The sequence below is a fragment of the Halocatena pleomorpha genome (assembly GCF_003862495.1).
GTDB classification, from domain to species: Archaea; Halobacteriota; Halobacteria; order Halobacteriales; family Haloarculaceae; genus Halocatena; species Halocatena pleomorpha.
Genome location: NZ_RRCH01000025.1, coordinates 1 through 21451, shown reverse-complemented (window position 1 = coordinate 21451; position 21451 = coordinate 1). Strand labels below are relative to the sequence as shown.

The 21451-nt window shown below is 58.0% G+C and carries 21 protein-coding genes; 7 read left to right on the top strand and 14 right to left on the bottom strand.

Annotated features, from left to right (window positions below; genetic code table 11):
- Nucleotides 1-271 precede the first annotated feature (271 nt).
- The 3 genes from EIK79_RS11740 to EIK79_RS11730 form a co-directional block, all read right to left on the bottom strand.
- Nucleotides 272-943, bottom strand: coding sequence for a metal-dependent transcriptional regulator (locus EIK79_RS11740; protein ID WP_124955310.1), 672 nt, complete (start codon nt 941-943; stop codon nt 272-274).
- Between the two features lie 97 nt (nt 944-1040).
- The gene (locus tag EIK79_RS11735) at nt 1041-2033 is read right to left on the bottom strand and encodes a DUF368 domain-containing protein (protein ID WP_124955309.1); all 993 of its coding nucleotides are present in this window, start codon (nt 2031-2033) and stop codon (nt 1041-1043) included.
- Nucleotides 2033-4927, bottom strand: a complete 2895-nt coding sequence (locus EIK79_RS11730) for an oligosaccharyl transferase, archaeosortase A system-associated (protein ID WP_185715608.1) — start codon at nt 4925-4927, stop codon at nt 2033-2035. The genes EIK79_RS11735 and EIK79_RS11730 overlap by 1 nt, the downstream gene beginning before the upstream one ends.
- A 98-nt stretch (nt 4928-5025) precedes the next feature.
- Between EIK79_RS11730 and EIK79_RS11725 the strand changes: the two genes are divergently transcribed.
- A complete protein-coding gene (locus EIK79_RS11725; protein WP_124955307.1) occupies nt 5026-6042 on the top strand; it encodes a glycosyltransferase family 2 protein in 1017 nt (338 codons plus the stop codon).
- Here the strand turns inward: EIK79_RS11725 and EIK79_RS11720 are convergent.
- On the bottom strand, nt 5997-6854 hold the full coding sequence (locus tag EIK79_RS11720; RefSeq protein ID WP_124955306.1) for a TrmB family transcriptional regulator: 858 nt from the start codon (nt 6852-6854) through the stop codon (nt 5997-5999). The genes EIK79_RS11725 and EIK79_RS11720 overlap by 46 nt on opposite strands.
- A 103-nt stretch (nt 6855-6957) precedes the next feature.
- Here EIK79_RS11720 and EIK79_RS11715 point away from each other — a divergent pair, with 103 nt between their 5' ends.
- Nucleotides 6958-7965: a TIGR03557 family F420-dependent LLM class oxidoreductase gene (locus tag EIK79_RS11715; RefSeq protein WP_185715607.1), complete on the top strand. Its 1008-nt coding sequence runs from the start codon at nt 6958-6960 to the stop codon at nt 7963-7965.
- Between the two features lie 5 nt (nt 7966-7970).
- Here EIK79_RS11715 and EIK79_RS11710 read toward each other — a convergent pair whose 3' ends face one another.
- The 5 genes from EIK79_RS11710 to fabG are packed head-to-tail and all read right to left on the bottom strand — an operon-like array spanning nt 7971 to nt 12276.
- Nucleotides 7971-8345 carry an OB-fold domain-containing protein gene (locus EIK79_RS11710; protein ID WP_124955304.1) on the bottom strand — a complete coding sequence of 125 codons (375 nt, stop codon included), beginning with the start codon at nt 8343-8345 and terminating at the stop codon, nt 7971-7973.
- Nucleotides 8342-9496 carry a thiolase family protein gene (locus EIK79_RS11705; RefSeq protein ID WP_124955303.1) on the bottom strand — a complete coding sequence of 385 codons (1155 nt, stop codon included), beginning with the start codon at nt 9494-9496 and terminating at the stop codon, nt 8342-8344. Before EIK79_RS11705 ends, EIK79_RS11710 begins: the two co-directional genes overlap by 4 nt.
- Before the next feature lies 1 nt (nt 9497).
- Complete coding sequence (locus tag EIK79_RS11700) at nt 9498-9887, bottom strand: hypothetical protein (protein WP_124955302.1); 390 nt, start codon at nt 9885-9887, stop codon at nt 9498-9500.
- Between the two features lie 47 nt (nt 9888-9934).
- A complete protein-coding gene (locus EIK79_RS11695) occupies nt 9935-11527 on the bottom strand; it encodes an acyl-CoA carboxylase subunit beta (RefSeq protein WP_124955301.1) in 1593 nt (530 codons plus the stop codon).
- Nucleotides 11528-11532: 5 nt separating this feature from the next.
- On the bottom strand, nt 11533-12276 hold the full coding sequence (fabG, locus tag EIK79_RS11690) for a 3-oxoacyl-ACP reductase FabG (protein WP_124955300.1): 744 nt from the start codon (nt 12274-12276) through the stop codon (nt 11533-11535).
- Between the two features lie 298 nt (nt 12277-12574).
- On the opposite strand from fabG, the gene EIK79_RS11685 reads away from it, so the two are divergent.
- On the top strand, nt 12575-13744 hold the full coding sequence (locus EIK79_RS11685; RefSeq protein ID WP_124955299.1) for an alpha-1 4-glucan-protein synthase: 1170 nt from the start codon (nt 12575-12577) through the stop codon (nt 13742-13744).
- Nucleotides 13745-13919: 175 nt separating this feature from the next.
- Nucleotides 13920-16079 carry an ArnT family glycosyltransferase gene (locus EIK79_RS11680; RefSeq protein WP_124955298.1) on the top strand — a complete coding sequence of 720 codons (2160 nt, stop codon included), beginning with the start codon at nt 13920-13922 and terminating at the stop codon, nt 16077-16079.
- Between the two features lie 60 nt (nt 16080-16139).
- Here EIK79_RS11680 and EIK79_RS11675 read toward each other — a convergent pair whose 3' ends face one another.
- On the bottom strand, nt 16140-16841 hold the full coding sequence (locus tag EIK79_RS11675; RefSeq protein WP_124955297.1) for a dolichyl-phosphate hexose transferase: 702 nt from the start codon (nt 16839-16841) through the stop codon (nt 16140-16142).
- Between the two features lie 274 nt (nt 16842-17115).
- On the opposite strand from EIK79_RS11675, the gene EIK79_RS11670 reads away from it, so the two are divergent.
- Nucleotides 17116-17484 carry a DUF7344 domain-containing protein gene (locus EIK79_RS11670; protein WP_124955296.1) on the top strand — a complete coding sequence of 123 codons (369 nt, stop codon included), beginning with the start codon at nt 17116-17118 and terminating at the stop codon, nt 17482-17484.
- Between the two features lie 50 nt (nt 17485-17534).
- Nucleotides 17535-18527 (top strand): S-layer glycoprotein N-glycosyltransferase AglJ, encoded by a 993-nt coding sequence (gene aglJ, locus EIK79_RS11665; RefSeq protein WP_124955295.1) that lies wholly within the window; start codon nt 17535-17537, stop codon nt 18525-18527.
- On the opposite strand, the gene EIK79_RS11660 is transcribed toward aglJ, so the two are convergent.
- Nucleotides 18528-18860, bottom strand: a complete 333-nt coding sequence (locus EIK79_RS11660) for a hypothetical protein (protein ID WP_124955294.1) — start codon at nt 18858-18860, stop codon at nt 18528-18530.
- Nucleotides 18861-18995: 135 nt separating this feature from the next.
- Between EIK79_RS11660 and EIK79_RS11655 the strand changes: the two genes are divergently transcribed.
- Complete coding sequence (locus tag EIK79_RS11655) at nt 18996-19208, top strand: ribbon-helix-helix domain-containing protein (protein ID WP_124955293.1); 213 nt, start codon at nt 18996-18998, stop codon at nt 19206-19208.
- Here EIK79_RS11655 and EIK79_RS11650 read toward each other — a convergent pair.
- From EIK79_RS11650 to EIK79_RS11640, 3 genes are all read right to left on the bottom strand, one after another.
- Nucleotides 19197-19598 carry a hypothetical protein gene (locus EIK79_RS11650; protein ID WP_124955292.1) on the bottom strand — a complete coding sequence of 134 codons (402 nt, stop codon included), beginning with the start codon at nt 19596-19598 and terminating at the stop codon, nt 19197-19199. The genes EIK79_RS11655 and EIK79_RS11650 overlap by 12 nt on opposite strands.
- Before the next feature lie 67 nt (nt 19599-19665).
- Nucleotides 19666-20373, bottom strand: a complete 708-nt coding sequence (locus EIK79_RS11645; RefSeq protein ID WP_124955291.1) for an RNA-binding protein — start codon at nt 20371-20373, stop codon at nt 19666-19668.
- Between the two features lie 106 nt (nt 20374-20479).
- The coding region (locus EIK79_RS11640; RefSeq protein WP_124955290.1) for an RNA-guided endonuclease TnpB family protein at nt 20480-21451 on the bottom strand (972 nt) is incomplete at its 5' end.

Genomic DNA, 21451 nt, shown 5'->3' with positions numbered 1-21451 from the left:
AGCCACCCGAGCGGAAAAAAGGTGGGCTGGTATCGCCAGCGCGGCGATCTCGATGGCTTGCGCCAGCACTATCCCGACGTGGCGTGCGTTGTGGACAAAGCTCCCGTCGTCCACGCCGACGACTAAAAACAACAGAGTCGTCGGAGGCGGTTGCGGAAGCGGACAAGGTCACTCCCCGCGAGCGTCAGCGAGCGGCTTTTTTCCCCACGTTTTTTGCGTGAGGGTGCGCTCCGCGCACCCTCACGCAAAAAAGTGGAAGTAAGGTGAGTTGTTACTGCACAAGCTCAGCGACAGGCGTGACCCGGATCAACTGGGCGATCTCTTCAGGAAGGCTCTGGTGTCCGTTTTCGCCATCAACGGTTATCATCCCGAAGGGGGCGATCTCGCGGATTTCGACCTCGCTACCGGGGGTGACGCCAGCTTCGGAGAGATACCGGAGTTCCTCCTCAGTGCGGTGTCGCACCCGCTTGATAACGACGTGATCACCCACATCACAGTCGATGAGCCGTTGGCCGGCCTCGTCCTGCGGTGGAGAGAGATCAGCCGTCGGGATCGGATCGCCGTGTGGATCCACGCGCGGATCACCGAGAAGCTCAGCGATCCGCTTCTCGAACCGCTCGCTGATGTAATGTTCGAGACGATCGGCCTCCTCATGGACATCGGTCCAGTCATAATCGAGTTCACTAGCGAGGTACGCCTCGATAAGCCGGTGGTGTCTGAGCACCTCGATAGCGACCGTTTCCCCTTCTGGGGTGAGTTCGACGCCCTTGTACTTCTCCCGCTCGACCAGCCCCCGCTCTTCGAGCTTGTCGACCATGCTCGTAACAGTTGGTGACGTGACGTTCATCCGATCAGCAATAGCGGACGTGGCAACCTGAGAACCAGTCTTCTGGTGGAGCACGTAGATGGTTTTGAGATAATCCTCCATCACGTCACTGAGCATAGTCATACGAGGGGATGCCCGAATAAAAACCGTTCTATCTGTCTCTTTACATACAGAGCGAATGGGGATCTTCCCGGAGAATCGTGTGAATGGGTCGTTAGTCGTTTACTGGCGCTTCAGTTCGTGGGGAGCGTTGGTCATCGGAGCCAAACTCGATATCTTCGGTGAACCGATCCAGCGCAATCACTAACAGCGCACCACCGATTCCAGCGACGATGCTCGCTCCGATGAGCGTCGGAGAGAGTTCAGCGGCGTTTTCCGCTATATCACTGGTCGGAGCGCGCAACGACCCGACCATCAGGCTCACCAGAAACGTTAACGTTGCCTCTCGGTAGTGTTCGAGCGCGTATTTGACAGCGTGTGCGATCGTGAACAACCCGATGAGTGCACCGACGATGAACACCGCAATCGGAGTGCCAACCGCGATCAGCGCGCTCGGATCACCGCCTCCTACGAACGATGAGAGTTCAGAGATGAATTTCCCCGGCAGCCCACTCATGTACTCGTACAGCCCCAGCATGTAGAGGATGAACGCCCCGGAAACCCCCGGCAACACCATGGCGCTGATCGCAAGCGCGCCGCTCCCAAAGAGGATCACCAGCGAGGTAGACCCGCCACTGCCTTCAGTGAACCCCGCAACGTACACCGCGAGTCCGAATCCCACCAGCCCCACGGCGATCCGGTTCGGTGAGTCGACCGACACATACCGAAAGAGCACAACGGCAGCGGCCGCGATCAACCCGAAGAAGAACGCGGCGGTCGGCGTCGGAAACTGCTTCATCGCTGCGTGCATGATCCCGGACATGACGCCGAGCGCTGTTACCATTCCGCCCCCAAGCGCGATCAAGAACGGAACGTCCATGTCGATGAGGTCACGAACGAGCGCAGTGCGCCCAGCTTCGGTGTGCAGTCGGGGAACGTGTTGCAACACGCGTGGATCCAACCCCGCAATGGCGTCGATCAACCGCTCGTAGATCCCTGCGATGAGCGCGATCGTGCCGCCGGACACACCGGGCACTGAGTCTGCTGCGCCCATACACAGCCCTTTGAGATACACAATTGCCCATTCACGCAGACCGTTCGCTGCCATTAGGCCACCTTCGCTTTCGGCTCGTGTTCAGTTCCGAGTCGTGCGTCCTGTTTCGCCTGATCAATTCCAACGTCGTCTACAGTGCGCATCTCGGTGCTATCAACTGCTTGGCTCGTGTTGGCTGTTTCGTTTGTAGATTGATTCCCCGATTGTAACGTCACCTGCACCGGCTTGGAATTGTTTTCGATGACTTGGGTTTCGGTCACATTGGCCGTGGTGCTCGCGTTCGTCGCGTTCGTACTGAACGTGTACGGGCCAGTTGCCCGGACGCTCACGTTCGTGTGTCCGGATTTTGGTCCCCAGTTGTCGTATCCCGTTGTCGAATACGGAAGCGTCATTGTGAACTGCCCTTGTTCGTCGGTTTTGGCGTGCTGTTTGTAGGTGAACGTCTCACCCGTACTCGACATCCGCATCGTGACGTTGGCCGTCACTGTCGTGTTCGCCGGGCCGGTCCCGTTTACAGTCGCACCCGGAACGCGCTCGAACGTTTTCACCCACGGCTGGCCGTTGACTGACTGGGGACCGACATCTGAACTCGCGTGGACCATCCGGTAATGTTTCAACGCCGGAATCGGCTCCGACGGTGAGTTCAGTCCTCCCAGCCGCGAGGAGTTATCTTGTTCGACGAATTCACGAGCGGCACTCATGTTGTCGAACTGCTTGTACAGGTTCGAACTGTTCGATGGGAGCGTACGGATCGTCATGGATCCGCTTTCGGTCTGCACCGGCTGCTCATCCCAGTTGAGGACCACTGGCTTCGGATCGACGGCACTCCCGTTGAACGTGTACAGTCGCGTGCGCATACTGTCGAAATGGCGCTGTGTCGGGACCATGCTGATCAGTTGGTACCGTCCGTTCTGCTCCGCGAACAACCGGAACGCGAGATCACCCGCCGAAACCGTGTCGTTCGACTCGAAGTACGTCGGTGCCCTGTACTTCGAATTCTGACCCATGCTCACCATCTGCCAATCGACCATCACGTACCGTGTCGGTTCCTCGCCATCGATGAGGTCGGTTGCCTCGTTTTCGTTGGTTTCCAACAGGAAGTCAGCAGCTATCTGCGCTCCTTGTTGGAACGGGTTGGCGTTCGGAATGCGCTCACCCCGTACCGTGATCCAATGGCCATAATCCCACCACGCCATGACGCCGTAGGCACCGTCCGGATACTGGTAATTCTTTGTCTGATCGTATTTCCCGTAATACTCCATCGCCGTGCCGTTGGGATTGTCGTAGCGTCCTTCTTCGGGTGTGTTGTTCGCCATCCACTCAAGGCTCGACTGCCAGGGAAGCCCGTTGGGACCGTTGTTCGCCCCGACTTGCGTTGTTGAAAGGCTTATTCCCTGTGAACCGCCTTGCGTAGGCACAGTCGAGTTCCCGACGGCAATGAACGGACTGGTAATGAGGAAAATGACAGTGAGAACAGTCAACACCTGATGAATTTCGATATCGTCGACGGTTGCGACCGTATCGAGACCGAGAAAGTCGGTGATGGTTCCTGCGAAATAGCCCGTGAAAACGGCGACCGGTAGCGCGAAGTAGTAGTTGAACCGGACTTGGGTGAACACCGCCAGCGTCATGAACACTCCCCAAACGATCAACAGCATTTTTTCGGGGTGCGTGTCGTCGTCGGTTACGATCCGCGCGAGCGCGACGAACGCCCCAGCGACCGCCAGATAGAACGCGAGTCCGTAGGCGGAGTTCATGATCCTGACCCAGTAGTTGCGTGCGTTCGAATTCATGCTGAGCGGCTGGGCTTCGGTGACGGTGCGCTGTGCGGCGGTGGTCGACAACCCGATGAACCGCAGCGACTGGGACACCATATACGAGTACAGATCAGGGAACACGAGCGCGACAGTTCCTACCGTAAGGACGATCCCACCGAGAATGACGACTGGATACAGCCGTTGGTCTGTCCCTGTCCTATCAAACCACCGGGCAATCGCGGCCATCACGACGAGACCGAGCGCAACGAGCAGCAACAGCGCAGGCTGCAGCAAGGAGAAATCAGTCGCCGTGAACGAAAACGTCGAGATCCGGACTGCAACGAGCAGGGCAGCGATGACGAGCGCACCCGCGCCGACGAAGGCGGTGTGTTCCGGACTCTGTCCACGGCGGTAGTCGATCGACAGCTGTACGACGAAAAAGGCGCTGAAGACTGCGGCAATCATGATTCCCGGCGGCCACACCGAGATGTACAGCGCGGTCCCAACGCCCGCGATCAGCGCGGCGATGAGCGGCCGACGGAGCGCGTCGGTTTCCCGCGCTAAGAGCAACTCATACACGGGTTTTTCTTCCGTTGCCACCCTGATCCCGACCATCAGGCCGAGGATTGCGAGCGCTTGAAAGAACGCCTCCGCGGCGTGGTGGTCCGAAAAGCCGACGAGAGTCCGCTGAAGGAACCCTCCAGTTGCGAACGAAAGCACGAGTACCGCCGTCAATCCGCCCAGCCGTCCACTTACTCGGCGCGCGATAAGATACACCGGAATTGCTGTGAGTGTTCCGAACACAGCGGGCGCAAACAGGAGCGTGAGTTCGATCGTTCCCTGATCCGGACTGCCCAATCCGACGATGAGCGCCACGGTCGCAACGATCTGGTCGTAAAACGTTCCGAACTGCCCTGATGCGGTTCCGACCGGGAAATGCGTCCATGGATCGAACGGCATCGTCCACGGCCAGTTGTGGACAGTGTACGTCGTCTGTCGGACGTGATACCACGCGTCGTTTCCTGAGAAAAGCACGCCGCTGTCAGTTACGAACTGTCGCCACGTCCGCGCTCGATTCCAGAACATGAACGCGAGCAACCCAAGGAGTATCGGCACGTGATACCACTTCATCATCCACTCTAACAGCTGCTCCCGGTCCACTGCTGTCTGTTGCCCGGTTCGCTGATTCATTGGGTGAGTGGAACGCAAAAACGCGGATAAAACTTTGGAAACCATCTACACGTCTACTGAGACGAAACACCCCTATCTGTTGATCTCTGAACGGAGATATGCGAATTTCGGTCGTCGTCTGCACCCATACTGAAGACCGGTTGCCCGCCCTTCGAGACGCCATCGAGAGCGTGCTTGATCAAACGTATTCTGACCGCGAGCTCATCGTCGTCAGCGACGGGAATCCGACGGTCGCTCAACAGGTGCAAGCCGAGTTTGGGGAGCACCCGGACGTTCGGGTTCGTCTCCAAGCAACCAACCGGGGGTTACTCGCTACACGAAACACGGGTGCGTCGCTCGCACAGGGAGATGTCGTAGCGTTTCTCGACGACGACGCCGTCGCAGATCCCAAGTGGCTCGCTGAACTCGCACGGACGTACCAGGAACAAGACATCGATTCTGATCTCGACCACGACTATCCTCTCGCAGTCGGCGGGAAGATGACGCCGGAGTGGATCGCGGACGAACCCACGTTTCTCCCCGCCGAGTTTTACTGGCTGATCGGCGTCACGCATCGTGGCTTTGCCGACGGGCCGGGCGAGGTCCGCAATACGCCTGGCTCTAACTTCTCGATGCGACGGGCAGTGTTCGAGGAACTCGACGGCTTCGATACGGAGATCGGTGGACGTCAGGGAAACAAACAGCTCCAAGGCGGTGAGACGGAACTTTGTGCACGACTCCGAAACCGGTACGGCGTCGGTGTGTTCTACACCCCCGACGCGCGGGTCGCCCACAAAGTGTTCGAATACCGAACTGACATCCGATGGCTCGTGACCCGCGCGTTCTGGCAAGGCTACTCAAAGCGCGGAATGAAGGTGTTGCTTTCCGAGGAGACAACAGAGCAGAGTGAAGCCCCGCAGGCCGTCGGTCGCAGCCCGGTGATAGCCGAAGAGTCCGCGTTCTTGGGTCAGTTGGTCCGGGAGTTCATCCCCCAACGGCTGTTCGATGGGGTTCGACAGCCCTCTTTCGCCGCGTTTTCACAGCTGTTCATGGTGGTCGTCTTCACCACCGTGGTCGGGATCGGCTACGGCTACGGTGTGTTGGCGTGGTTCTCTTCGACTTCGTCGCTTTCGTGAGTCCATACCAACTCGAAGTACCGGCTCACGCCAGCAACAAACGAGCCGTTTTCGGTGATCGCAGCTTGTCGCATGTGGTTTGGCACTTCGTCTTCCTGCACGAGCAAGATTGCCGTTCCGCTGTTGTATTCCATACTCGGATCCGCGATCGTTCCCCGCCACGGCAGCGGTCGATCGCTGTACCGGATTCCGACGCTCGGATACGCGTCGGTAATGTGGGCGACTGTGTCCGCTTGCTGGGCTCGCGCTGGGGGTGCGAGTCGATCTGGCGACAACAACAGGATCCGCACGTCAAGCCCCCGTTCGACCGCGTTGGCGAACGCCGGCTCGATGCGGTCTAGATACTCGAAGGCCTTACTCAACACACGGACCGTCTCGGTCGCGGTGTGGTAGATGCGCCGCGTTCCGGACTCGCTCGGCTCGCCAACATCGACTACCCGAAACAGCTCCTCGGCTGGTCGGTCTCCTTCTGTCGCGTGTTCGTACCGCGGTTGGAACTCCGAGAGAAACGACTCCCGATTCCGTTCGATCTCCTGTTTGAACTGTTCGAACGACTGGCGCTCGTTCTCTGTAGCCCGGTCGAGCACCGTGTTAGGGGGTTTTGCGATGTACTCTTTCGGCCGACCTGGAATCACCTCCACGTATCCGTCACCGGCGAGTGAATCCAGCACGCCGTAGATGCGCGCCTTCGGAATCCCGGTTGCCGCAGCGAGATTCGGGGCCGTTGTGCGGCCGAGATCGAACAGATTGATCAGCGCGTCCTGCTCGTAATCAGTCAATCCGAGCCGATCGAACACGTCTCTGGCAGTCATAGGCGTTACAATCCGTGAGAGACGGATAAGTCAGTCGCCCGTCTGTGGACCGTTCTGTGGGCACCGTATGTTTTTCTTCATGCCCAACGAGACTGAGCGTACGATGACCCGCTTTGGTTATTTCGCGTCGCTCGAAGAGTTCTCTCCAACAGAGTGTCTCGAACAGGCCGTACTCGCAGAACAGACCGGGTTCGACAGCGTCTGGGTGAACGATCACTTTCATCCGTGGTTCGACCACCATTCGGATGGGACGCCCGCAAACGGCGGCAACTGCTGGTCATGGCTTCCAGCAGCTCTTGAGCGGACCGAGGAGATCGAGATCGGAACGGGGGTAACAGCGATCCTCAACCGGTATCACCCCGCGAACGTCGCCCACCGACTCGCCACACTGCTCGAATTGGCTCCTGATCGGGTGTTCCTCGGTATCGGCACGGGGGAGGCGCTGAATGAACGTCCGCTCGGGAATCCATGGCCTGACTACAGCGAGCGCGCGCGCCGAACCGCTGAAGCGATCCGGATCATCCGCGCGCTGTTCGAAGCGGAATTCGTCGATTACGACGGGCAGTTCTGGTCGTTGGACGGCGCGAATCTGTACACTGGTCCGGATGACGCCCCACCGATTCACGTCGCAGGTGGGGGATCGACGACCGCCCGAATGGCTGGCGATCTGGGTGACGGATTCGTCACCGTGTATGAAGACACGGAAACGGTCACCGAAGAGCTGTTTCCCGCTGTCGAACGCGGTGTTGAGAAATCTGACCGAAACGAATCACCCGCCGATGTCGAAAAGACGGTTCACATCCACTGTTCGTACGCTCAAACCAAACAGCAAGCCACTGAGCCGTGTCTCCCCTGGCGGCTCACACTGCTCCCGATGGTGTTCGAACAGGACATTGCCGATCCGCGCTACCTCCAAGCCCACGGTGATCTCCTTGGCACAGAAGCGTTAGAAGAGGCGTTCGTCATCACCACAGATCCCGAGGATCTCATCGCTGTCACCGAAGAGTACGTCGACTGTGGCTTCGATCACATCGTCTTCCAGAGTTCGAGTCCCGACCAAGCGGCGTTCTGTGACGTTGTCGCTGAGGAAGTGATGCCGTCCTTTTCCTGATCGACTTACTCTACCGGTTCGAACCGGTACCCGTCCCACGATTGGCTCTCGGGTTCACGGATACCTGCGCCGGGTTCGCGGAGCTGTTCGGTGTACACCGGTCGGACGGAATCACCGATCTCCACGCCGTCGCTCGTGAGCTGTCCGATCGCGCGAACCGACTGCCCATCGATCTCGAACTCGACGATCGCCAAATGATTCGGCTCGCGCACGCCGGGCGGCGTTGCGGTGCTAGTCGTCCACGTCACCACCGTCGCCGTCTGTTCGCTCAGATCGATGGTGTCGACCGGTTCGCTGCCGTTTGCCCCGACCGGATGGCCGGGATAGCTGATAGAACCATCCTCGTATCGCGTCGCTGTCAGTGCGTTCCGTTCGGTCATCGTTCGTCCTCCATGATCACAGTCGTCACACAGTTACCGAAGCCGCCGACGTTACAGGCTAGCCCGACATCCGCCTCAACCTGTCGAGGTCCTGCGTCGTCGGTGAGCTGTTGGTATATTTCGTACCCCTGTGCGACTCCCGTCGCACCAAGCGGGTGACCCTTCGATTTGAGACCGCCCGACGTGTTAATCGGGAGCTGCCCGTCACTAGCAGTCTCGCCGTTTTGGGTAGCCTTCCACGCCTGCCCCGGCTCGAAAAAGCCCAATCCCTCGGACTGAAGAAACTCAAGGATTGTAAACATATCGTGCAATTCGGCGACATCGATGTCCTCGGGGTAGTAGCCGCTCATCTCGTAGGCCTGTTGTCCGCTCTCGACGACGCCACCCATCGTCGTCGGATCCGTCCGCTCGTGAACGACGTGTGTGTCCGTCGCGCCACCGATGCCCGCGATGGAAACGTAGTTATCGGTGTACTGGGCCGCGTCTTCGAGCGGACAGAACAACAGCGCCGAACTCCCATCAGTTATTGGACAAAAGTCGTACAGACGGAGAGGATCAGCCACGATCGGTGATTCGAGGACGGTTTCTGTATCGACTTCTTTCTGGAACTGGGCGTGCGGATTGTTCACGCCGTTTCTGTGGTTTTTCACCGCCACCGTAGCGAGGCTTTCCCGTGGGGCGTCGTAGGTATCCAAGTACAACCGGGCGGTCAGGCCTGCGAAACTCGGCAACGTCACTCCGTGCTTGTACTCGGCGGGATGGGTAACCGAAGCGATGATGTCGGTTGTCTCCGGCGTCGAGCGATGGGTCATCTTCTCGCCGCCGACGAGTAACGTCATGTCGCTCGTTCCCGAGGCGATCGACTGCCAAGCGGTGTAGATGCCTGCTCCGCCCGAGGACGATGTCTGATCGACGCGCTGTGTGAACGCCGGGAGCACGCCGAGATCGTGTGCCAGCGCGTTCGACGCGCCCGTCTGCCCTTCGAACTCGCCGCTGGCCATGTTCGAGACGTACAGATGTTCGATCTCTTTTGGAGCGACGTTTCCGTCCTGAAGACAGTCGATTCCGGCCTGTGCGAGCAACTCCTGAAGCCACTCCTCGCGCTGACCAAACTTCGTCATCGACGCGCCAATAACGGCGACATCGCGCATTTCACCGCCACCTCCCGGTCCGACCGGCCATCTTCCATTCTTCGCCACGAGTCACTGATCGGGGCAAATCGGCGTACGTATCGCAGTCGTACCGACTCGCAAGCGACCAGCCATCAGCCAGCAAGTCGTCCTGTTGGCCGTCAGCGGCTGCGGCTGCGCGCTGTTCCCGGAGATACGCGCTCAAACACGCCGTTAGTGCTGCAGCCTCGCCGTCGGTCGCGCTCGATGGGATATCGATCAGTCGTCTGTGCCCGTCGTCTCGTTCACGATCGTTTTCTGTTTCCATGTCTGTTCTCACGGTTGTGGTCGTCGAACTGTGCTCCGACTCAAGATCGGAATCGGACGCCCCGTTCTCGGGGGCCTCCGTCGTTGATATATCTGTTTTTGACATAGTTTGTGCGCTGTTTGGAGTAGAATCTGTGTGCGTGTTGAGTGCCATTACAATGGAATATTACCGTGATCTTTGGGATGGGTTTCTCCACGTTTGGTATCGAGGAGATCTAGGTCGTCGATGAGTCGTCTGCGAGTCACCTGCGGTTCGATCACGTTGTCGATGTATCCCCGCTTGGCAGGTTTATAAGGGTTGGCGAATTCCTCGCGGTACTCATCGATCAGTGTGTCGCGTTTGGTGTCAGTGTCGTCCGCCGCTGCAAGTTCGTTCCGATAGAGGATGTTGACCGCGCCTTTGGGTCCGAGTACCGCCAGTTCAGCGGTCGGCCACGCGTAGGTCCGGTCGGCACCCAGTTCCTTCGATCCCATGACGATGTACGCGCCGCCGTAGGCTTTCCGAGTGATGACCGTGAGCAACGGAACGGTCGCTTCAGCGTACGCGTAAATCAGCTTTGCGCCATGGCGAATGATGCCGTTGTGTTCCTGATCGGTTCCGGGGAGGAAGCCGGGCGTGTCGACGAGGGTGACGATCGGGAGGTTGTACGAGTCACAGAACCGAACGAATCTGGCCGCCTTCGCACTGGCGTCGATATCGATGGTGCCCGCCATCGCACGCGGCTGATTAGCGACGACACCGACTGCCTGTCCGTCTAGGCGGGCAAAGCCCACAATCATACTCCGAGCAAACCGTTCGTGAACCTCAAAAAACGACCCGTCGTCGACAATCTCCTTGACCACGTCGTTCATGTCGTAGGGCTTTTTCGCGTCGGTTGGAACGATCTCGGTCAGTCGGTCACAGGTCCGGTCGGGATCGTCCCACGAATCGAGCACGGGGGGGTCTTCCATATTGTTTTGGGGCAGATACGACAGTAGCCGACGGATTCCGTCTAGCGCGTCGGTTTCAGTTCTGTATCCCATGTGTGCGACGCCGCTTTTGTTCGTGTGGGTCGTCGTGCCGCCGAGTTCGGCCATCGAGATCTGTTCACCAGTAACAGTTTCGATCACGTCTGGACCGGTGATCATCATATGACTGGTGTCACTGACCATGAACGTGAAATCCGTGAGTGCCGGTGAGTAGGTTGCCCCACCCGCACAGGGACCCATGATACAGGAAATCTGGGGAATCACGCCGCTGGCGTCGGTGTTGCGCTTGAAAATCCGGGCGAATCCCCCGAGCGAATCGACCCCTTCCTGGATGCGCGCACCACCAGAGTCGTTCAGTCCGATGACGGGGACGCCCGCATCGACCGCCTGATCCATCACCCGACAGATCTTGTCAGCGACGACTTCACCCACAGAGCCACCGAGTACAGTAAAATCGTGTGCGAACACGAACGTCTTGCGACCGTGAATCTCACCGTACCCCGTCACAACCGCGTCGCCGGGGAACTGCTTATCGTCCATCCCGAACTCCGTACACCGGTGCTCGGAAAACGGCGCGATCTCCCGGAACGTTCCGGGATCGAGTACGTACTCGATCCGCTCGTGGGCGGTCATCTTCCCTTTCTCGTGTTGGGATTTGATCCGATCTTCTCCGCCCCCTTCTCGTGACTGTTCACGACGACGACGCAACTCCTCGATTGCTTCCCACTCCGATGCGCTCACATCCGCTTTGTGGGGAGGCGTCAGTTCGTTGCTCATTCGATTCACCACTCCATGCCACCGGTGATCGGAATGATCTGTCCAGTCATGTAGCCGGAACGGGATCCTGCGAGATACCGGACGAGTCCAGCGATGTCTTCCGGTTCTGCGAACCGATTCAACGGAATCTGCTCCAGGATGGACTCTTGGATCTCTTCAGGAACATCTTCGAGCATATCAGTTTTAGTGAATCCAGGAGCAATGCAATTAACGGTTGTCCCTGATCCGGCCATCTCGAGGGCTAGCGTGCGAGTCAGTCCGAACAGGCCGCTTTTTGCGGCCGCGTAGTTCGCCTGTCCGTAGTTGCCTTTCAGCCCCACCATCGACGAGACGTTGATTACCCGCCCCGTATTGGCGCTGTACACGTCATCGAAATACGCTTTGATGCAGTTGAACGCACCGTCGAGATTGACCGAGACGACCGACTCCCATTCCCCGGAAGTCATGCTCTCGAACGTTTGATCGGCTGTGACTCCAGCGTTGTTTACCACCACCTCCGCCGGTCCGAACGCCCGGCGAGTTGTTTCGCTCATCGCCTCCATCTCTTCGAGTTCGGCAACGTTGCCCTGCACGGCGATCGCACTACCACCTGACTCTTCGATGGCGTCGACGACATCGTGTGCCTGTGCTTCGGACGTATGGTAGTTGACCACCACGTCCCCGCCAGCACGACCCAACTCCTCGGCGATTCCTCGTCCGATACCTCTGGAGGCACCGGTTACCACACACGTCTTCTCTTCTATCGACATAGTATCTAATTTTGTCTCGTTATAATTTTAATATTTTTTATATATGTGGTACTATCTGACTGAATGCATTGGATCTTGTTCCCTCTGCAAACACATTCAGTTGAATAAACTGTTTCATCGTTGTCTCGCATTTTCCCTTACGACATCGCCCATAATAAGCGTATGTTCTACACACACCCGGAGCTCGTAACACGACTATTCATTAGGATTATATTGTCCATGGGATGTAAGATAGGATCGAACCATCGATCGCAACCAACAGCTACTTTTGGATATCCTAGGTAGGGGTTGATACGGAATGACTGTAGACACGTGTGTTATTATCCCGACAATTAGGGAGTATGAATGCGTACGGGCATACATTGCGAACGCTCGCGAACACGGTTTCGATCTCGACCGCCTGTTTTTCTTGTTAGTTACAGAAGATTTCTGCGACACGGAGGAGATGGAGACAATGCTCGCCGAGGAGGGCGTTTCCGGCGCGGTGTTTGACGGTTCACGCCGTGAGTCGTGGTATGAGAGCCACGATGTCAGCGAGTACTCCCATCTCGTCCCCGCTGCGAGCCACGCCGAGACGAGTTTCGGTCTGCTGTACATGTGGGCGAATTCGGAGTACGAGTACGGCTTTTTCATCGACGATGACACGCTTCCTCACGAGGATTTCGACTTCTTCGGGCGTCATTTCGAAAACCTCGCGTTCGATGGGGAGATCGAGAGCGTCGCCTCCGAAGAGCAGTGGGTGAACGTACTCTATCAGAACTTCGACGATCACGGGCTGTATCCGCGTGGATATCCCTACAGCGCGATGAACGAATCGGTAGAAACGGACACCGAACACGTTGACAGCGTCGTCGCCTCCCAAGGCCTGTGGACGAACGTCCCCGATCTGGACGCGGTTCGCATCCTGATGGATGGAGATCTACAGGGGCAGGCCCAGACTCGCACGTCGACCGCTGACTTCGACGGGGATTTCGTGGCCGAATCGGGACAGTATCTCACCGTCTGTTCGATGAACCTCGCGTTTCGCCGCGAAGTCGTCCCCGCGTTCTACCAGCTGCCGATGGACGACAATCCGTGGGATGTCGGTCGGTTCGACGACATCTGGAGTGGTGTCTTCCTGAAGCGGGCGTGTGATATTCTTGGAAAACAGGTGTACAACGGCTATCCGTTGTGTGAACACAACAAGGCCGCACGCTCGACGTTCGACGATCTCAACAACGAGGTGCCTGCGCTTGAACTCAACGAACACGTCTGGGAGATCGTCGACGGTGTCGGTGACGACGCAGACACGTACGCTGAGGCGTTCGACGCCATGGCGTCCGCTCTCGTCCAGCACGATGGTGAGTACAACAACGACGACTTCCTCGTTTACGTCGGGGAGTACATGCACGAATGGCTCGACTGTCTCGATGAGTTGACCCCGCTCTCTGAGCACCCACGTGCGAGCGTCACCGCGACCGACGACTGATCGACTCGAACGTTGGACCCAACAGGGTCGTTCATCGCTTTCGATCCGAGCGGAGTCACGACTGTCATCATTTCAATGAATGAGTATCTGATACAAAACGATTCACTCGTACCTGCCGTCTTTGGTAGGACGGACAGCGCCAGCAGTGGACAGTCCAGCGGCGTGAGGGACGACAATGGACTCTAAGCGGGCGTTTCGCGTCGGGATCGCCGTTCTGTCCGTGCTTGGAGGGACCGTGGTGTTGCTTATCGCTCACGACGTGCTTCCGTATTTGTCTTCGAACCACGACGAAGGCGTCTATCTCCAACAGGCTGCAATGCTTCTCGAAGGGAATCTTTGGCTTAAGAGCGTGGTTCCCGACGCTGTCCGGCCATGGTTTTTCATCCAGGACGGACAGCGCCTCTATCCCAAGTACACGCCGGTCGCCGCCCTCATGTACGCTCCGGGCGTCATGGCCGGGGTTCCGCGGGTGATTCTCGGACTGATCGCGGCGGGCAACATCGCGCTCGTCGGAACGATCACCAGTGAGCTGTTCGATCGGCGGACGGGCGTTCTCGCCGCGGGATTCGCCCTTGCAACGCCGTTTTTCTTGTTTATCTCCGCTGCGTTTATGGCGTACGCACCAACGACGCTGCTGAACCTCCTGTTCGCACTCGGATACATTCGGATGTTCCGTCGTTCGAGCAAGCGGTACGCGGTGCTTGCAGGGGGCGCTATCGGAATTGCGTTTTTCTCTCGGTCGTATACGGCAGTGCTATTTGCCCTTCCGTTCGTCGTTCACGCCGCAACCGTTGTCGGACAGGATCTCTCCCAGCGCTCGTTTTGGACGCCGACGATCCAACGGGAAGCGATCGTCGGCGTCCTCGGGATTGCCGGCGTCGGAGTCACACTGGCGTACAACCACATACTGACCGGCGACGCGCTCGTATTCCCCTACCAAGCGTTCGCCCCGTTGGACGGACTGGGCTTTGGTCACCGGAAGCTGATCGACCGTAAGATCAACTACACGATCGGATTGGCGTGGCGGGCGAACAAACACCTCATCGCAGAGCTGTTCACACGGTGGACGGTTGCGCCGCCGATCGGCTCGCTTCTCGCGGCGGTCGGCGTGTTCGCGTTCGCGCTCGGCTATCGACAACGCCGGACAGCAAAACTGTCCGACCGCACGCTCGGGATCATACTGCTCGGAACCTGCCTGTCGATCCTGCTCGGCAACATCTACTTTTGGGGGACGCTTAACACGCTTGGGACCGTTGCTGCCCCCACTGACGGGTTTATGAGCCGGTTTGGCCCGTTCTATCACTTCGATCTCATTTTACCCCTGTCGGCGTTCGGGAGTGCTGGTGCGCTCTGGATCGGCGGAACGCTTCGATCGGTCCTCTCACAACGGTACTCCACACAGCAACTGCGCGTCCTGTTCCTCGCTCTGCTAGCCGTTTCTGCGGTAGTCGGTGGGAGCGCGGAGTACGACCGGCTCGATACAGCCATCGAAAAACACGCGTCGACGACCGAGCAGCAGAGATCAGTGGCTGAGCTGTTCGAGAACCGAACGTTCGAGAACGCGCTCGTCTTTATGCCGACTCCGTACGGGCCGTGGCTTTCTCACCCGTTCCAATCGCTCCGAAACGGTGGCTCTCTCGAAAAGGGATCGGTGTTGTACGCCCAGGACCGAGGGCCTGGCCTGAACTTCCTCACACTCGATGCCTATTCCAATCGGACGCCGTATCGATTCACGTACCGGGGGCAGTGGCCCGGTGTCGTTACCCCACATCTCCATCCGCTGACTGTCACCAACGATAGTTCCCACCGGTTCACGACGACGGTCACGTCGGTCGGAGCAGTGTCGTCCGTGCAAGTCAGAACTGGCACCGATCGGGTTATTCGGGAACCGCCGATCAACGGAACGGGACGGATGGCTAACGATTCGCTCAACGTTACGTGGTCGATCAACGAGACACACGCCACCCTGAATGCAATCAACGGGAAAGCAGTCCCGCAGCGATCGGACGAGTACGAACAGGAGCCGCCCCTGAGCGGTGCAGCTCCCACCCCTGCGACGCCACGGGGAGTGTCGTCTACTTCGATCGAACTCAACGGGTCTACCAGAGTGACGTTATCGATCACCTTCGATCGACCCAACGGCGACATCCTCACCTACTGGTATCAGGTGGACGTCGATCCGAACACCACGAGCACCCGCGTCCTGTGGCCTAACGAACGGAAAGTGTGTAACGACGCGCGCTACTGCGGCCACGAAGGAACGTACATTCCGGGAGAGAAATACCCCGGTGGCGCTGCTATGAACACGACCTACGCGGCGAGTGCTGAAGCGTGATCCGCGCGGATCGACTCACCGCGCGGACCGAACCTCAACGAGTCGTGTAGATACGGTCGCTCATCGCAGCCGCTCTTCTAAACACACCTTCACGATCGATTTGGCGATCGCCAACCCGCCTTCGATCGGGTCGAGTTTCGTCTCCCCCCGCCGTTCACGGTACGTGATCGGTCGTTCGCGGACATCGTACCCCCGCATCAGCGGCCGAATGAGAAGCTCTGCGGAAAGTCCGGTGTTTTCAGTCCATCTGATCTGCTGAACGACTTCCCGTCGGTAGGCGCGCATTCCCGTCGTCGTGTCGTGGACACGCTCGCCCATCAACCCACTGGCGAGCAGTGCAAACGCCGCGTTCCCAAAGCGATTGAACGCCGGCATCTTCTTGGCTCCGTGGTACAGGCGGTCACCGCTGACTACGTCGCATCCCTCGTTGATCAACGACAGGAAGTCACCGAGCGCCTCCATCGGATACGTATCGTCGCAGTCGGTCGTAACGATCACCGGTCGATCCGCGCTCAAAACAGCCTCACGAACGGCGACACCGTACCCTTGGGGCTTTTGTTCGATGACGGTCGCCCCGTGCTCCCGAGCGATTTCGGGTGTCCGATCGCTCGAACCATCGACACAGATGACCTCCGCATCGCCGTCAGTTACCCGCTCAATGTCTTCTAAGACAACACCGATCGATTCCTCTTCGTTGTACGTCCCCATTACGACGCTTAGATCTTCGAACGTGAACTGAGCCGATTCCGTTTCTTGTTGCATTAACCGCTACTCGGACGAGTGTACACTTCAGCGTTATCAAGCACGCTATCGTCAAAACCGTAAGGTGTGAGTGTTGATAACAATAGTACAGGGTGCTTGCTCCCTGACTCATTCTGGCCAAACACCTTTCTTAATTTCAATATTTATATAATTGTTAGAGTGAAAGATTATTTATCGTTGAATACAATTGTTATATGATGTCTGAAAATGTCAATAACACTTTCACTGAGCAAGAAGATTCACAGCAATCTACCAATTGGGTGGGCAATTTTCGATGACGAAGAATTTAGCCGTCCACACGGAATCACTCCGATCGCTGTCCGACGATACGGTAGTATTCGAATCAATCATAAATCTCCGCCGGCGAACGATAATTCGGTATATGGGACACCTTCCTGCGGACGCCGCCGTGGAAACGTCCGAGCTTGCGCGAGTATGTGCGGCCGTTGAGCAGGATCTTCCGTTGTATAAGGTGAACCACCAAACGTATCGTCACGCCTATCAGGCAGTACGCCAGCGGGACATCCCGCACCTTGCGACGGAGGAGGTTCTCGAACGATACGATCGGGATACCATCACCCGTGGTAAGCGGTTCCCCGTCTTCATCGAACTTCTCGACGCTATGGACAGCCAACTAAACTGATCGAGGGGAGACGACGAGGTTTTTGTGGACAAGCGTGTAGTACGGTATCGATGGCTCTCGATGACGTATGTGTGCTCATTCCAACGTTCAACGAGGCTCCGACGATCGGGTCGGTCGTTGACGGCTTTATCGATCAGGGATACACGAACGTGCTCGTGATCGACGGGGGATCGACCGACGACACTCAAGCGGTCGCGGCCGCTCACGGCGCACGCGTCATCGAGCAACGTCGCTCTGGGAAGGGGCAGGCTGTTCGGGAAGGTCTCGAATACATCGACACCGAATACATCGTGTTGGTCGATGGCGATTCGACCTACGATCCCGCCGACGCCGACCAACTCCTCGAGCCGCTGTTCGAGGGTCGCGCCGATCACGTCATCGGGAATCGGTTGGTCCAGTTAGACGATGAGGCGATGAGTCGACTCAACCGGTTTGGAAACCAGCTTATCAACAGTGCGTTCACGATGATTCACGGACGCGATTTCGGCGATATTCTCAGTGGGTACCGGGCGTTCGCCCGTGATTCACTCGACCAACTCCAGCTGTCTGCTGACGGATTCACTATCGAAACCGAATTAGCAGTCGCGTCAGTCAAACATCAGATCCCGACCGCTGTTGTTCCGATCGAATACACCCCTCGACCCTCAGAGTCGGAGACGAACCTCGATCCGATTCGGGATGGTGGCCGCATCATCCACGCGCTGTACAGCATGGCCCGTCGGAACAATCCCCTCTTTTACTTCGGGAGCGTCGGTGGGCTGAGCATCCTGTTCGGCATCAGTATCGGCGCGTTCGTGGGTTACGACTGGTTCATCCATCACGTTTCTCACGAAGCGCTCGCCGTGGTCTCAGCGTTTGCTATCCTTCTCGGCGTTCAACTGTTCATGTTCGGTGTGCTATCCGATATGGTGATCGCGGTGAATCGAGAGCACACGCGACAAGTCCAAGCACTGGCTACGCAACTCCAAGAAGAGTCATCCGACACCACAGAGGAAACGAGCGAAACGCCCGAAGGGACACAGACGATCGATGCCGGTAACTGATCACAACGGAAAGACCGACCGGAGTCGATCGAGGAGTGGATTGCCTTCTTCTTGACGGTATCGTTCGAACACTGGATGAAGCTCGTTCAACAGTTCCTGTTTGGTTTCGAACTGTCGGTTTGGCGTGTTATCGAGCGCCGTGGCTAGCTGTATCGTGTTTCCACTCGCGTTGTAGGGAACATCGATGTGGCCCAACGTCTCCCTGAGCGTCTCTTTCTCCGTAGGGAACGACACGTCGGCGTCCGAAAGATACGAATCCAGCGCAGCGATGCCGAACGCGATCATCTCCTCTCCGTTGCCAACACCGTCGTCTTGGGGTCGTCGAGCTTTCATTAGCTACGGTACGTTCCCCTGCGTTGAAAAGCTACTCCCTACTTCACGACGTTCGTCCACACGAAACGATCTGATGGTGATGCGACGCTCCAACGAGGGAGAGGGTATATCTGATTGGATCGATTCAACATACGTATGACGGATTACACAACGGTTTCCATCCCGAAAGATCTCGCTGATCGCGTTGAGGACACGATCGAAGGAACGAGTTTTTCGAGTACGAGCGATCTCGTTCGGTTTCTCCTTCGGAGCATCGTCATCCAACACCAGCGCTCGGGAAACCTCTCGGAAGCGGAGTTCGAGGAAATCGCCCGTCAGCTACAGGATCTCGGCTACCTACACGATTGATTCGGTCGGTGGTTCGGCGTCGAGAACGGTTACCGGTAGTGGGCTGCCACTCCGATCGAACGCGGTGATCTCGTGCCACGGGGGAACTGCTACAAACACCACTTCGTGGAGGTCGTCCTCTAAGGAGAGTTCGTGGCTGCCGTCCGGGTGAGAGACGAATCGGCCGTGTGAGCGAGGCATCCCGAGATCCATACCGAAAACGGCAGTTACCGATTCACCAGTGTTCGGGTGGTAGAAGTGTGTGAATACCGGCGTATCAGTCGAGAGTGATTCAGCGCCTGTAAGCGTTCCGGCGCGCGTCACTGTCAGACCTATCGATACTTGCTCGGGGTCTTGTTCATGGGCGAAATCGAGCAACACCGACACGAGTCCACGAGTGATGTAGCGCACAGTTATCGAGTAGACGCGCTGGCTGGATAACTTGCCGGATGCGATGGAACGCACCCCAACAACGCTATCAGCTGAGTCGCTCTCGGAGCAACTTCACACACAGCGATGGCGCGCGCGAACGCGAGCCACGGATCGCGTCACGGATCGCTTGCTGGGCGTCCTCGGTGACCCCGGAACCGTGCCCGACCAGTAGGCGTTCGACCGCTAACCCACCGAGACCGTTCGGTGGCGTCAATCGAAGCATCGGATGCACTCCGAGGCGCTCACCGGGTGCACAGAAATAGTCGACCGTGCCGAGTGATTCCGGAACAAGAAGACTTCCGTCGTTGGGGCGATACAGCACCGCCTCTTTCCAGATTGGTAGATCCAACCGCTTTCGCACGCGGTACTCCGTCCCACCGAGCGTCGTTCCGAGCGCCCGCACTGGCGCGTCGATCGCCTCGTCGATCGAATTCATCCACGTCGGCCGGTGCACTGCAACGTCGTGACGGCGAGCGATCGCTGCGGCGTCGCGTTTGTGTCGGTCGAGTAACACTACAACGCCAAGCACCTCACCGAATTCCCCGAGTAGTTCATCGAGATCGTCAGCGTCGACAGGATCGACCACCCAGACACCGCCTTGTCCGGTTTCGGTGTCGCCGTCGTCTCTCTCTCGGTCTACGAGTGCGTGACTCGCGCGTTGCATCTGCTCGTCTGGGTAAGCGATCCATCCAACACCGTCTTCCCATCTATCGATTTCCCGTAGCTCCGTCGAGTCGGACCCCTTCATCGGCATACTGTACCGTTTCGACCCTGAGAACATAATAGATCGGACGCAGTGACATCCTCCCCGCCCTTCAGGGCGGGGCTTCCTACAAGGGAAGCCTCGCGTCGAGGAGGTTTCAGAACTGAAACGCCGCAAGCGTCGTCTGTCGGGATTGCCGACTCTGCTCGCGGTGTCCTGTGGTGCTGTCACAAGCACTCCCATCCTGTGGCGAGTCATCGTCACCAGAAACGGACGCCGTTTCTGGTTGGCAGCCAGAACTCATCGAGTTCTGGCGACGCCCTGCCGATTTCCAAGGCAGACTCTCTCCCCACGGGTTAACGCGACCGGCGATGTTGGCCGCCGTCGCCAGATTCCACCGGAATCTGGCTGCCCGCCAGAACACCGTTCTGGCGACCGCGTTGATGTCCGCTTGATATTCCGAGACCCAACACTCCTCGTTCGTGCATCGAAATGCTGCCTGTGAACGTCGAGAACCGATGTGGCCGCAGGCGTGGCACGTTTGGGATGTGTACGCTGGATTCACGAACCGTACCGGGATACCAGCATCACGTGCTTTATCCTCGATGCGTCCAGTGATCCGGGCGAACGCCCAGTTGTGGAGTCGCCGGTTCATCCACTTGCCGTAATCCAGCCCCTCACGGAGGTTCGACAGATCTTCAAGAACGATTACCGGCGAGTCGAACTGTCGAGCGTACTCGACAGCCTCCCGAGACGCTTTCTCGATAATATCCGTCAAGGCATTCTGGTAGTGGTCAAAGCGTTCGTCACCGCGCCACGGTGCGGCGTCACACTCCTGCAATCGTTTGAGCGTCGTGTGCATCTCCTTGCGGAGGTGGCGCGCACGTCCGCCGTCGTAAATGTACGGTTGGGTTGGCGTACCATTATCCGTCAGGGCACAGCCCGTCAGGAGTTTAGATTCTCCGATGTCGAAACCGACCGGCGTCGCGTCGTCGGGTTCGTCTGGTTCCGCGACTTCGTACTCGACGGTGACGTGCAAGACCCAGTTTGTTCGGTGTTCTTGCAGTCGGAACTCACCGACCGATACGTCGCCGTCGAGCAAGTCCGCCCAGAGCGATTCCTGGGCGGG